This is a genomic window from Collinsella sp. AF38-3AC (genome assembly GCF_003474365.1).
Lineage (GTDB): Bacteria > Actinomycetota > Coriobacteriia > Coriobacteriales > Coriobacteriaceae > Collinsella.
In genome coordinates this window covers 78,557-91,870 of sequence record NZ_QROM01000005.1, presented here as the reverse complement: position 1 = coordinate 91,870, position 13,314 = coordinate 78,557, and the positions used below count along the sequence as shown (strand labels likewise).

The following is a 13,314-nucleotide window of genomic DNA, read 5'->3' as shown; positions in this document are numbered from 1 at the left end:
CGATGAAGTACGGCAGAACATGTCTACCCCATGGGCGAACAAAAAAGGCGCCCCGGCCGAAACCGGGGCGCCGCATGCGCACGAATATGTCGCGTTTCGATTACTGTCGATCGAGCTTGCGGACAGCAATGCGCTTGCTGTACTCGTCGACGTGACCAAAGTCGCCAATGCCGACGGACTCGGCAACGTTGGCACCGGTGGCCATAGCGAGCTTCATGGCCTCCTCGACGTTGTCGCGGTTCTTGTACCACTTGTGCAGGAACGCAGCGAGGGTGCAGTCGCCGGCGCAGACGGAAGAGACCAGCTTGATGTTGAACTCACGCTTCGCGTACCAGATGTCCTCGCCGTTGGAGAAGTAGGCGTCGCCGCGGCTACCACGGGTGAGCAGCACGTTCTGAACGCCGGCCTCGTGAGCCAGCTTCATGGCAATGCGGACCTCGTCGTCGGTATCGACCGGCACACCGAAGATAGCCTTCATCTCGTGATGGTTCGGCTTGATGAGCAGCGGCTTTTTATGAGCGAGCTCCTTGAGCTTGTCGGAGGACAGGTCCAGGACGACGTCGGCGCCACGAGCCTGAGCGTGCTCCATGACCTGAGCCAGGAAGTCGGGCGTGGCTTTGGGAGGCACGGAGCCGGAGACGATCAGGCACTCAAGATCGCCCGCGGTGTCCAGGATGTTGTAGAGCTCCTCCTGGTGCTGCGGCGTAATCGGAGCGCCGGGGTTCAGGATGCCGTACTCGTGCTGGCCATCGTTGACGTAGGTGTTGATGCGCGTGATACCGTCGGTCCAGACCGGGCGGCACAGGCAACCGAGGTTCATGACCTCCTCGACGATAAACTTGCCGGTGAAGCCAGCGAAGAAGCCGAGCGCGACGGTGTCGACCCCCATCTTCTTGAAGGCGAAGGACACGTCGAGGCCCTTGCCGTTGGCCGTGTAGCTGGCCGAACCGGTGCGGACGTTCTCATCGGGCTCAAGCGGAGAGCTCGAAACCGTCATGTCGACAGCCGGGTTAGCAGTTAGCGTGTAGAACATTTACAGTACCCCCTGTATACGTGAGGGCCGCGTGGCCGGCCCATTCCAGCCACGCGGTTACCTCTGATACCAAATTAGCGAGCTGCGGACTCGAGCAGCGCCTTGACCTCGGCGGCGGTGTTGCAGGCGAGCGCCTTCTCGGCGAGCTCGTCGCACTCGGCCCTGGTCCACTGGCTGATGGTCTTGCGGGCGCGCAGGATCGACGGAGCGCTCATCGAGAACTCCTCCAGGCCCCAGCTGATCAGCAGCGGCTCAAGCAGCGGATCGGCAGCGGCCTCGCCGCACATGCCGACCATGATGCCGGCCTTCACGCCGCTCTCGATGATGTTCTTGAGAGAGCGGAGCACGGCGGGATAGTACACCTGGTACAGGTTGGAGATGGTGTCGTTGCCACGGTCGGCGCACATGGTGTAGCCAATCAGGTCGTTGGTGCCGATGGAGAAGAAGTCGGCGACCTCGGCCAGGCGGTCAGCGAGCAGCGAGGCGGCAGGCGTCTCGACCATAATGCCGACCTCGATGTTCTCGTTGAACTTGCGGCCCTCTTCGGTCAGCTCGGCCTTGCACTGCTCGACGAGCTTCTTAACGGCCACGACTTCCTCGACGCAGGTGACGAGCGGGATCATGATCTTGACGTCGCCAAAGGCGCTGGCGCGCAGCAGGGCGCGGAGCTGCACCTTGTACTGGTCGGGGTTGGCCAGGCAGTAACGCACGGCTCGGAAGCCCATGAAGGGGTTCTCTTCCTTGACCATGTGCAGGTACGGAATCTCCTTGTCGCCACCCACATCGAGCGTGCGGATGATGACCGGAGCGCCCTTAAGCGCGCTGGCGACCTTGCGGTAGGCGTTGAACTGCTCCTCCTCGGAAGGAAGCTCGGCGGAGTCCATGAACAGGAACTCGGAGCGGAACAGGCCGATAGCCTCGGCGTCGTGATCGAGCGCGTTGGGCACGTCATCGGGGTTGCCGATGTTGCAGGCGATGATCTTCTTGATGCCATCGGCAGTCACAGAAGGCTTGCCGCGGAAGGACTCGAGGGCTGCCTTCTCGGCAGCGAAGGCCTCGGCCTTGGCGGTGTAGGCGGCAAGCGTCTCCTCGTCGGGATCGGCCTCGACAACACCCTTGCCACCGTCGACGACGACGGTCATGCCGTTGCGCAGTGCGGTGCAGCTGTTGGAAACCGAAAGGACGGCTGGAATCTCGAGGGCACGTGCGATGATCGCGGAGTGCGACGTACGGCCACCGGTCTCGGTGACGATACCGGCAACGTGAGCCTTGTCGATCGTGGCGGTCATGGACGGCGTGAGGTCGTGCACGACAACGACGGTGTTCTCGGGCAGGACGGAGAGGTCGACGACCTCCTTGCCCAGCAGCTCGGCCAGAATACCGGTGCGGATGTCGGCGATGTCGGCCGCGCGCAGACGAAACATCTCGTCGTCCATGGACAGGAACATGTTCTCGAACATGGTCGAGGTGTCCATAAGCGCCTGCTCGGCGCAGGTGCCGCCATCAATGGCGGCGTTGATGGCGTCGGTCATGCCCGGGTCCTGAGCCAGGACAATGTGTCCGCTCATGATCTCGGCCTCGGCCTCGCCCACCGTTTCCTTCATGTGGTCGGCCTGAGCCTGGGTCTTATCGCAGAAGACCGAAAGAGCGGTCTGATAGCGCTCCTTCTCTGCTGCCGAATCAGCAACCTCGTGCGGCTCAAACGTCAAGTCGGGATCGACGGCGACCATGACGGTGCCGATACCGATGCCCTCAGAAGCGTTGACTCCCTGATACATTCCCATTCCTCTCTCCGTGTCATGTGATAAAGCGTTTTGCCATATCCATGACAAAAGAGCGCAGCTACCTTAAAACAGGTCACTGCGCCCCCCAAATATGAACTTAGTTGTTCAACATGCGACCCGTTTGAGTTCTACTCGCCAAGACCGCTCTTGATGAGCTCGATGGCAGCAGCCAGAGCCTCGGCCTCGTCAGCGCCGTCGCACTTGACCTCAACCTCGGTGCCGCAGGGGATACCAGCAGCCATGAGGGCCATCGGGGACTTGCCGTTGACCTCCTTCTCGGGGGTGACGACCGTCACGTCACAGGCGTACTTGCCCATGGTAGAAGCGAACAGGCCAGCCGGACGCATGTGCAGACCCTGAGGATTAACGAGGGTAGCCTTCTCAGAAACCATAATTGACTCCTTTTTTTGTGTTTAACCCCTGTCATGCATGCGACAGGAGTCAGATTCACGACGTTCTTTATATTAACTCACATCAAACGGTTTTTCATTGTGTTTCAGACGAATTATTGGACAGATGTGTTTGTCGTCCGCTTGCTCGCCGGGCGGGGCGATTAAGTTTGCTGCTCTACAGTCCTGCGCAAGACGGAAAGCACATTAAGTGCTTTCCTTTGCGTGCGGAACTCGCGACAAACTTAATCGCCCCGCCCGGCGAGCAAGCTGCGGAAACTCGGTCGGTCCAGAGCAATGTCGGCTGAAAGGCATTCAGGCTGATGGGATAAACCGGTGTGTTCTCTATTTTCGAAAAAGGCGGAGGCCCTGGAGAGGGTCTCCGCCTTTATTACAGGGGGCGATGTAATTCGCGAACTGTGGGATTAGACCAGGCGGGCGTTGATCGTCTTTGCGATCTCGGCGGCGTCGGTGGAACCCTTGACGGTGGCACGGAAGTCCTCGTCCATGAGCGCCTCGGCGACCTTGGACAGGATCTTGAGGTGCGTAGTGCCAGCCTGGGCACCCGGGATGAGCAAAGCGATGGCCACGTTGACGGGAGCGCCGTCCATGGTGTCCCAACCGGTCACGCCAGACTCGTCCTTGACGACGATGACGGCAGCCTCGGTAATGGCGTCGGACTTGGCATGCGGGATGGCGAAGCCCTCCATCATGCCCGTGGTGCCCTCGGCCTCGCGGGCCAGGAAGGCGTTCATCACGGCGTCGGCGTCACTGGCGATACCGGCCTTGACAGCCTGGTTGGAAACGAAGCTCAGAGCCTCGTCACGAGAAGTGAAGTCCTCGGCGACAAAAACGTTCTCGACCTTCACGAAGTCGGCAGCGTCGGCCTTGGGGGCCTCGACAGCAGCGGGCTTGGGAGCCTCGACCGACTTAGAGGGAGCAGCAGGAGCGGCCTTCTGATTCTTCTCGAAGTCGTGCTTCTTGAAGGCCACGAACAGGATGCCACCGACCACGGCGCCGATGAGGATCGCGAGGACCCACAGCGGACCGTTCTCGACAACGGGCAGGACCAGGAAGCCACCGTGAGGCGCCGGATCGTGAACGTTGAACATAATGGTCAGGATCGAAGCGATAGAAGAACCGAGCATCATGATGGGCATGACGGGCCAGATGTTCTTGGTCATGAACGGAATGGCGCCCTCGGTGATGTGGGTGCAACCAAGGATGAGGTTGACGATACCGGCGTCATGATCCTCCTGGCTGAAGTACTTCTTGCCGACGACGACGGCGAAGGTGGTGATCAGCGGCGGAACGATGCAAGCGGCGGAGACGGCAGCCATGAAGTTGGTGCCGAAGTTGTAGGTATCGGTGCCAACACCGGCAGCCAGGGCCTCGGTGAGCATAGCGGTACCGGTGACATAAGCAGCCTTGTTGACCGGGCCGCCCATGTCAAAGGCGCACATGCAGCCGATAGCAAGACCCAGAACAACGGCGCCAGAGGCGGACAGACCCTTGAGGAAGTCCATCATGGCGGTGTTGATGGCAGCCATGGGGCCGGAAATGCCGAGCATGACCAGGCCGACGATAGCCGTCGAGAACAGCGGGTACAAAAAGATTGCCTTGAGGCCGTCCAGGTTCTTGGGCAGACCGGCAAAGACCTTCTCGAGCAGTAGGATGACATAACCGGCGAGGAAGCCACCGACGATGCCGCCGAGGAAGCCGAAGCCCACGCCGGCGCCACCGGCGTCGATCATGCCGGTCTCGGCGTTAACAGGCAGGCCCTGGATGGCGATCATACCGGCAACAAAACCGGGGACGAGCGCCGGGCGCTTGCCGATGGATTCGGCGATATAGGCGGAAAGCACGGGAACCATGAGGTTCATGGCAATGCCGCCGATGATCTTGAGCATAGCGGCGAAGCTGTTGTAGTCGGCAGCCGTCGAATCGAAGGACGTGATGCCCCACAGGAACGAAACGGCGGTCAGGACACCACCGGCGACGACGAAGACCAGCATATGGCTGACGCCGTTCATAAGGTGCTTGTAGATGACGTGGCCGATGGACTCCTTCTCCTCGACCTCGTCCTCGACATCGGCAGCGGCTGCAACCGTGCTGTCGGCCTTGGCGGCGAGCGCGCGGTCAATCAGCTTACCGGCGGCCTCAACGGACAGGGCCTTGGAAACACCAACGGAAACCATGGGCTTGCCGGCAAAACGCTCGGCCTGGACATCCTTGTCAGCTGCGACGACGACGGCCTTGGCGCCAGCGATCTCGCTCTTAGTGAGCTCGTTCTCGACACCGACCTGGCCATGAGTCTCGACCTTAATGGTCAGACCGCGCTCGGCAGCTGCCTTCTCCAGCGCCTCCTTCGCCATGAAGGTGTGCGCAATGCCGGTCGGGCAACCGGTCGCGGCAATGATGTCAAACTTAGCCATGTGTCCCTCCTTTTTAAGTTTTGCGCCCGCAGGCGCTCCCCTACACGCGCGTCCTTGCGCGCTTTTCCACAACTGAAAGATACCAACCTACCGTCCGCGTGAGAAGAGACAAGGCGCAATTCTCCGGTGAAAGGTTCTTTCATAACCGTAAACGGTAAGTGAAAGTTTACCATCAACACTTGAAACGGCAAGGTGTATCTTGTAATTGACAATCCCCCTATACTATGACATTACAAAACGAGTCCGTTTTTCATGCCAACCAGGAGCCATCCATGACCGATAGTAGCAAGAGCGCACTTTCCCTCATTAGTACCCATCAGGGATACAGCGAGTCCGAGCAGCGCATTGTCGACTATATATTGGAGCACCAGTCCGAGGCGCCACGCCTCACGGCGGCTCAGCTCTCGCGCGCCGCCGCCACGTCCGAGGCGACCGTTTCGCGCTTCTGCCGCAAGCTGGGCTTTGGTAGCTTCCGCAGCTTTCAGTTTTCGTTGGCAAGGGATTTGGAAAGCCAGCGCAACGAGGGCCTGACTGACGAGGTCTCGCTCGACAATATGGAACAGAGCCTCAAGAACATTCTGGCTGCCAAGGTGAGCGAGCTTAATGCGACCATCGACGGGATCGACCACGATACGCTGGCGGCTGTTGTGCATGCCCTTAAGCATGCAGGGGTTATTGAGTTTGCGGCTGTGGGCAATACGAACGCGGTCGCGCTCGATGCGACGTTTAAGTTTTCGCAGCTGGGCCTGCGCTGCATGGCAAGCACCATTAGCGAGACATCAATCGGCTTTGCGCTCACGTTGCGCCCGGGTGACGTCATCGTGCTTATCTCAAACTCCGGCAAATCGCGCCGACTGAATCGCATGGCAAAAGCGGCTCGCGACTGCGGCGCAACCATAGTCGTCATCAGCAGCGACAGCAAATCCCCGCTCGCGCGCCTGGCAGACTACACCTTTAATACCGTCAACCACGAAGCGCTGCTGACGACGGGCGACTTTGCGTTCTCTAAAATCAGCGCAACGATGATCATCGAGGTTATCTACAACTTCCTGCTGCCCGAAATCGAGGACGCGCGCGAGCATATCAGCTACTACGAGGAGCTCATCCAGCCGGACAAGGTCGTTGAGTAAAACGCGTTGTGGGACAAAAATTACAGTCTATTTTGTCCCACCAACACCGCTGATACGACCTAACCTCGAGCTTCTTCGAGCATCTGCTTTGCGTGAGCCAAGCTTGCCTCGGACTGATCGCCGCTGAGCATGCGGGCGATCTCGGCGGTACGCGCTTCGCCGGTTACCTCGTCCAAATGCGTCTGGGGAACATCGCCCGGTTCCTTGCTGACAACATAATGCTTGTCGGCCATGACGGCGACCTGTGCCAAGTGGGTTACGACAATCACCTGATGCGTAGCGGCGAGATCTGCCAGCACGCCTGCAAGCGCACGCGCCGTGGAGCCACCAACACCAGCATCAACCTCGTCAAACACCAGCGTATCGACACCGTCTGCGTTACCGAGGACAACCTTGCTTGCCAGCATGACGCGGCTTAGCTCGCCGCCCGACGCAATTCGGCGCAGGGGGCGCGGCGTCAAACCGGCACCGCTGCGGTATAGCAGCTCGTAGCTCGAAGGACCAACGGGCGTCCACTCAGCACGGGGAAGATCACGTGACTCCCAGACGAGCTCGGCACTACCCATCTCCAAGCGCGCCATCTGGCGGCCAACCTCATGGCAGAAGCGCGGGGCCGCCGTATTGCGAGCGCGCTTAAGTGCCTTGGCAGCGGCAAACAACTCGCGCTCAGCGATCCCGAGTGCCTCACGCGCCTTTTTGATCTGTTCATCGCCATCATCGACCAGGGACAGCAGTTCTTGCGAGCGATCGCGCATGGCAAAAACATCGTCCATGGTGGGACCCCACTGACGCAACAGGCCCTTGAGGTCGGAATACCGCTCACGCATGCGAGCGAGCTCGCGCGGGTCGAAGGCGATGCCATCGCGATAGGCACGAAGCTCGTTCGCGCAATCCTCAAGGGAGATACAGGCATCCGAAAGCGCATCGGCAATGTCGCCCAGTTTGCGATCGACGGCAGCCATACGGGAAAGCTCTGCCACGGCACTGTTCACGGCATCGAGCGCTCCCCCTTCGGCGGCAAGCGATGCATGGGCATCGTTAGCTGTGGCAACCAGTACCTCGGCATGTTCGGAGCGCGGTAGCAGTTCCTCGAGCTCCTCATACTCGCCCGGCTTGGGGTCGACCTCGCCGATGCGCTCGAGGGCAAAGCGCGCCTCCTCGACGCGGCTCCCCTGCGCACGCGAGGCCTCTTCGACACGTCGAACTTCCTTGGCGGCAGCGCGCGATGCCTTAAAGCAGGTGCGGTACGCATCCAGCGCCTCGAGCGCAGAGCGCCCCGCCCAGGCATCGACCATCGCAACGTGATGCGCCGGATCGAGCAAGCGCTGATGCTCATGCTGCCCGCACAAATCCATCATCACGCCAACGCGCTCCGAAAGCTCGCGCACGCTGGCGATGCGGCCGTCAATTTTTACGCGACTGCGGCCCTCGGCGGAAAGGCTGCGCTGCACGGTGAAGCCTTCCGTGTCGTGCGGCCCGTCGAACAAGCGCGCCTCGACGCTCGCCAGCGCCTCGCCCTCGCGCACCATCGACGAATCCGCGCGCTCGCCCAAAATGAGCTTGAGCGCCGAGAGCAGCGCGGTCTTGCCGGCGCCGGTCTCGCCGGTCAGGACAGTCAGGCCGGCACTCGGCACCAACGTCGCCTCGCGAATGAGTGCAATGTTAGAAACCTGCAGCTCATCGATCATGACGGACTCCGTAGAATACGCGGCTCACCGAGTTATAAAAGCTCTCGGGGCCGTAATCGAGCAGCAGCACATCTCCGGGCCCACGGCGCGCCGCCACGCTCTCGACGGTGCCATCGCAGGTAATAAACTGTCCATCGATAGCGATCGCCGGAACGCTCGGGCGGTCATCAGACATAAATATTTCGACGACATCACTCGGCGAAGTCAAAAAGGCACGGGCCTGAATGGTGTGCGGGGCAATGGGTACGCAGACCATGCCCGTATAGTCGGGGCTCACGATGGGACCACCGGCACTCAGCGCGTACCCCGTAGAACCAGTCGCCGTGGACACGACCACGCCATCACCACGCAAGCGATCGATATGGTGGCCCGACACTGTGATGTCAAACTCGACCATATCGGAAAGGGGTCCGCGGGTAAGCGCCATGTCGTTGAGGGCGAACGTGCGCACGACATCCTTCGTGCCATCGTCGCGCACGGACACGATATCCGCGGCGATCGTGGCGCGACGGCTCACGTGCAGCTCGCCGGACAGGGCATCGCTCACGACCTGCAGGATGTCGCGCTCCTCCGGACTCGCAGCAGTTAAAAAGCCCAGGTGACCATAGGAAAGACCGAGGATAGGAATCTCGCGATAGTTGAGGATACGAGCCGCGCGCAGCAGCGTGCCGTCGCCGCCGAGCGTAATGACCAGGTCGGCATCGTCAACATCGGGCGCGCTCTGGATCTTGGAGCGCTGATCGGCAGCCCATACCACCTCGTAGCCCTGGCGCGAAAGCCAAAGCTCGAGCATCAGGCCACTCTCGACCGCCTCTTGCTTGTAGTAATTGGGAACCAGAAAGACCTTCATAGCGTTGCAGCTTTCTCGCTCAAAACCGATACCTGGGATTGCAGCTCATCGTCGGTGCGTTCACCGGGGGCAAACCTCGTGCCGTACAGGAAAAACTCAACGTTGCCCTTGGCACCATGAATGGGTGACACGCACACATCGACCGGGAACAGGCCCTTGGCGGCAAAAAGCTCAATCGCCGCTACAAGCGTATCGCGGCGAACAGCGGGATCGGTCACAATGCCGCCCTCACCCACCAGCGCCGCCGGAGCCTCAAACTGCGGCTTTACGAGCGTGCAGAATGCGCCCATAGGTGCCAAGCACGCCAGCACCGCATCGATAATGTTCGCAATGCTGGTAAACGAGACATCACACACAGCCAGGTCGATGGCGCCCGCATAGCCAAGCTCGGGCAGCTGCGTCACGTTTGTGCGCTCATGCAGTGTCACGCGATCGTCCTGACGCAACGACCAATCGAACTGGGCGCGACCCACGTCCACCGAGACAACGGTCGCAGCTCCGCGCTTGAGCAGGCAATCGGTAAAGCCGCCGGTAGAGCAGCCAACATCCAGACAGGCAAGGCCCGTCGGATTGATGCCAAACGCATCAAGCGCGCCTTCGAGCTTAAGACCGCCGCGGCCGACATAGGGAATGCGCCTCTTCACGTGCAGCGGCAGACCCGGGGTCACCTTAAGGCCCGGCGAAGTCAAGCGCTCGCCGCCACTCGAGACCAAGCCGGCCATAAGAGTGCGAAGGGCATCCGCGCGATCGGCGCAGATGCCCTGTGAAATCAGTTCGTCATCAAGACGCACGCGTTTCATGAATGCCATCAACCATTCGTATCCGGAGATGCGGCTAGCTATCCTGGGATTCGTTTGCCGCATCCTCATCGTATTCCTGCTCGAGCTTATCGGCCTCACGCGGCGTCAGCTCAAACTTGTCGACCATATCGACCGCGCGGGAGCCCAGCTCAATAGCCTCGTCAAACAGATCGAGTGAACGCTCCAAGGACGTATCCTTGGAGCGAACGGTAGCGATGATCTGGTCTAGACGGTCCGAGATCTCGTCAAAGTTGCGGACAGAACCCTCTGGCATGACTACTCCTCGACGGCCTCAGCAGCGTCCGCATCCTCGGCAAATACGCCGGCGGCAGCCTGAGCGGCAGCGACCTTGGCGGCCGCCTCGGCAGCCTGTGCCTCCTCGCGAGCGCGATCCTCGGCCAGCAGCTCTTGGTACAGGTCCTCGCCCGGCAGCTCCTCGCTGCGAGCGATCTTGCCCAGCACGCCGTTGACAAACGATGCAGACTGGTCGGTACCATAAGCCTTAGCGATTTCGACGGCCTCGTTGATCACGATAGCGTCCGAGACCTCTTCGTCGGTGAGGAAGCGCATCTCATAGACAGCGATACGCAGCAGATTGCGGTCGGCGCCGGGCATGCGCATAAGATCCCAGTTCTTGGCAACGGAGCGCAGAGCGCAGTCTATGCGATCAATATGCTCGTAGGCACCGCGGCAAAGCTCCAGCGCATAGGGGTCGAGGGGACCCTTCGAGATCAGGAAATCGCCCTCGAGGACGCGCTCGAGCGGGCTGTCCGTGGCCTCGGCCTGGAACAGCAGCTGCAGCGCCTGACTGCGGGCAAGCGTGCGCCCGCGATAAACCTTAAGGCTCAAAGGTTACTCCTTGGGGAAAACGAGGCCGTCGATGCAAACGTCAACGCGCTCGACCTCAACGCCCACCTGGGCATCGATGGCGGCGACCACGGCGGCGCGAACGGCCTCGGCGAGTTTCTTGAACGGATAGCCAAAGAACACCACGACACGCACGGTGAGTGCGAGCTTGTCACCGACGACCTCGGCCTCGACCGCCGGTTCGGAAGCCGGGGCCTTGGACGAGAGCATCATGGAGACAAGGTTGGTGGCAAGGTCCTTGACGCCAACGGAGGCGATACCCTCGACATCGGACACGGCGCGCGAGACGATGGCGGTCAGAACATCGGGCGAAATGCCGATGCCGTCAATCTTGATTTCCTGGGGCATGAGTTCTCCTAGAAGAGTTGGTTGCTAGACGCGGGAGACGAACTTGCCGTCGCGGGTGTCAACCTTGATGACCTCGCCCTCGTTAAGGTACATGGGGACCTGGATGACAGCGCCGGTGTCGATCGTGGCCGGCTTGGTGGAACCCTGGACGGTGTCGCCCTTAAAGCCCGGGTCGGTCTGGACAATGGTGGTCTCGATGAACATCGGCGGGGTCACGCCCATGAGCTCATCGTCGGCGAAGAGCAGCTGGCAGACGTCGTTCTCGCGCAGCCACTTGGAGTTCTCGCCCACCATGTCCTCGGGAACGGGAACCTGCTCATAGGACTCGTTGTCCATGAAGATGTAGTCGGCACCATCGTTGTAGAGGTACTGGAACTCACGGGTGGTGAGCATGACGCTCTCGAACTTGGTGCCGGCGTTGCAGGTGTTCTCGACGACGCGGCCGCTCTTGATGTCGCGGGTCTTGTAGCGCACAAACGCGCCACCCTTGCCCGGCTTGACATGCTGGAACTCGACGATGGTGTAGACCTTGTCCTTAATGCGGAGACCGAGGCCGTTCTTGAAGTCGGCGGTAGAAATGGTAGGCATAGCGACCTTTCTTGTTGTAGGCAGAACGCACAAGCGTCCAAATTACATACGACCGAAATTATACACTTGCAGACGGCGCCTGCAGCGAGCGCATAAAAAGAGAACGCGGGGCGCCCGAATCTATCCGAACGCCCCGCCCCACAAAAGTAGATTTTAAGGCATGTCCCAAAAATCTACCGAGGTGTTTTAGCAATCGATGACGCGGAGGTCATGCGGGGTCTTGGTGAAGGGCTCGTAGCCGTTCTCGGTGACCACGCCGTAGTCCTCCAGGCGCACGCCGCCCACGCCGGGCAGGTAGACGCCGGGCTCCATGGTGACAACCGAGCCAACCTCGATGATATTCTTGCTGCGGTTGAAATTGGGCAGCTCGTGGATGTCGATACCGACGCCGTGGCCCAGGCCATGGTTATAGTAATCGCCATAGCCGGCATCGCCGATGATCTTCTTGGAGAGCCTGAAGATGTCGTTGCCCTCGACGCCCGGATGGATGGCGGCGACGCACTCCTCGTGCGTACGGCGCACGAGCGCGTACAGGTCGAGCTGCTCCTGGGTAGGCTCGCCCATCACGACGGTACGCGTCATATCGGAGCGGTAGTCGCAATAGCCCGCGCCGTAATCCATGAGGACGAAGTCGCCCTTCTCGATCACGCGGTCACTCGGGACGGCGTGCGGGTTCGCAGTGTTGGGACCGCTCGCGACGATGGAGCCAAAGGCCAAGCTGTCGGCGCCGTTGGCGAACATAAAGTTCTCGAGCTCGTTGCGAACCTGCTTCTCGGTCATACCAGGCTTAATAAAGCCGAGCATATGCTGGAAGGCGGCGTCGGTGATCGACTGTGCGTGGCGCATGAGCTCGATCTCCTCGGCATCCTTGACGGCGCGCATCTTACGGATATCGTCGTGCATCAGCGGCAGCATGCAAGCGACGGAGCGGTCCTCCAGGCCGCGCTGAATGCCCTGGTAGAAGTTAATCTGCATATCGTCCTCGACAGCGCAGACGCGGCACTTGTTGGCCGCGATCTTGCCGGCGACCCAACCGGGGATGGTGCCCTCGTCCATGTCGTAGACCCAGGGACTGCCGGCGGGCGTGTTCTCCTCAAAGCTGTTGAGATAGCGCGAATCGGTATGGAACAGGCACTGGTCAGCCGTAATAAACGCCGCGTGCGGAAACTCGAAGGTGTAATCGAAGACGCCCTTCACGCCCGTAAGCCAACGAAGATTTGCCTCGTCGCGTACCACGATGGCGTCGTAGCCACGCTCGACCATCAGGGCACGGACACGCTCGATACGACCAGCAGGACCGGCAGCAAACTCAGACATGCAGATTCCTTTCTTGTTGTCGTCACATACAGACGGGACGGGCTCAATCAGCGTACGAAAACGCAAGCGATTCGTAACCGATTGA

The 13,314-nt window shown here is 60.5% G+C and carries 13 protein-coding genes; 1 reads left to right on the top strand and 12 read right to left on the bottom strand.

What is annotated here, in order from left to right:
• Positions 1-100 precede the first annotated feature (100 nt).
• From DW029_RS04860 to DW029_RS04845, 4 genes are all read right to left on the bottom strand, one after another.
• Complete coding sequence (locus DW029_RS04860; protein WP_117735074.1) at positions 101-1,033, bottom strand: 1-phosphofructokinase family hexose kinase; 933 nt, start codon at positions 1,031-1,033, stop codon at positions 101-103.
• Positions 1,034-1,107: 74 nt separating this feature from the next.
• Entirely contained in the window at positions 1,108-2,811 is a 1,704-nt protein-coding gene (gene ptsP / locus DW029_RS04855; protein WP_118345432.1) for a phosphoenolpyruvate--protein phosphotransferase, read from the bottom strand.
• Between the two features lie 134 nt (positions 2,812-2,945).
• A complete protein-coding gene (locus tag DW029_RS04850) occupies positions 2,946-3,209 on the bottom strand; it encodes an HPr family phosphocarrier protein (RefSeq protein ID WP_022094575.1) in 264 nt (87 codons plus the stop codon).
• A gap of 422 nt (positions 3,210-3,631) precedes the next feature.
• Positions 3,632-5,641 (bottom strand): fructose-specific PTS transporter subunit EIIC, encoded by a 2,010-nt coding sequence (locus DW029_RS04845; protein WP_118345431.1) that lies wholly within the window; start codon positions 5,639-5,641, stop codon positions 3,632-3,634.
• 272 nt (positions 5,642-5,913) lie between these two features.
• On the opposite strand from DW029_RS04845, the gene DW029_RS04840 reads away from it, so the two are divergent.
• Positions 5,914-6,771, top strand: coding sequence for a MurR/RpiR family transcriptional regulator (locus DW029_RS04840; RefSeq protein ID WP_118273438.1), 858 nt, complete (start codon positions 5,914-5,916; stop codon positions 6,769-6,771).
• Between the two features lie 59 nt (positions 6,772-6,830).
• Here DW029_RS04840 and DW029_RS04835 read toward each other — a convergent pair whose 3' ends face one another.
• The 8 genes from DW029_RS04835 to DW029_RS04800 all read right to left on the bottom strand — a co-directional run bounded on the left by DW029_RS04835 (position 6,831) and on the right by DW029_RS04800 (position 13,229).
• Complete coding sequence (locus tag DW029_RS04835; RefSeq protein ID WP_118345429.1) at positions 6,831-8,459, bottom strand: DNA repair protein RecN; 1,629 nt, start codon at positions 8,457-8,459, stop codon at positions 6,831-6,833.
• A complete protein-coding gene (locus DW029_RS04830) occupies positions 8,449-9,309 on the bottom strand; it encodes an NAD(+)/NADH kinase (protein ID WP_118345428.1) in 861 nt (286 codons plus the stop codon). The genes DW029_RS04835 and DW029_RS04830 overlap by 11 nt, the downstream gene beginning before the upstream one ends.
• Positions 9,306-10,109 carry a TlyA family RNA methyltransferase gene (locus DW029_RS04825; protein WP_233543808.1) on the bottom strand — a complete coding sequence of 268 codons (804 nt, stop codon included), beginning with the start codon at positions 10,107-10,109 and terminating at the stop codon, positions 9,306-9,308. The genes DW029_RS04830 and DW029_RS04825 overlap by 4 nt, the downstream gene beginning before the upstream one ends.
• Positions 10,110-10,143: 34 nt before the next feature.
• Positions 10,144-10,383, bottom strand: a complete 240-nt coding sequence (locus DW029_RS04820; protein ID WP_006233978.1) for an exodeoxyribonuclease VII small subunit — start codon at positions 10,381-10,383, stop codon at positions 10,144-10,146.
• A gap of 2 nt (positions 10,384-10,385) precedes the next feature.
• Positions 10,386-10,958 carry a transcription antitermination factor NusB gene (gene nusB / locus DW029_RS04815; protein ID WP_147351874.1) on the bottom strand — a complete coding sequence of 191 codons (573 nt, stop codon included), beginning with the start codon at positions 10,956-10,958 and terminating at the stop codon, positions 10,386-10,388.
• 3 nt (positions 10,959-10,961) lie between these two features.
• Positions 10,962-11,324 carry an Asp23/Gls24 family envelope stress response protein gene (locus DW029_RS04810; protein ID WP_006233982.1) on the bottom strand — a complete coding sequence of 121 codons (363 nt, stop codon included), beginning with the start codon at positions 11,322-11,324 and terminating at the stop codon, positions 10,962-10,964.
• Between the two features lie 24 nt (positions 11,325-11,348).
• The gene (gene efp / locus DW029_RS04805) at positions 11,349-11,912 is read right to left on the bottom strand and encodes an elongation factor P (RefSeq protein WP_055286447.1); all 564 of its coding nucleotides are present in this window, start codon (positions 11,910-11,912) and stop codon (positions 11,349-11,351) included.
• A gap of 186 nt (positions 11,913-12,098) precedes the next feature.
• Positions 12,099-13,229: a Xaa-Pro peptidase family protein gene (locus tag DW029_RS04800; RefSeq protein ID WP_117742841.1), complete on the bottom strand. Its 1,131-nt coding sequence runs from the start codon at positions 13,227-13,229 to the stop codon at positions 12,099-12,101.
• Positions 13,230-13,314: the final 85 nt, after the last annotated feature.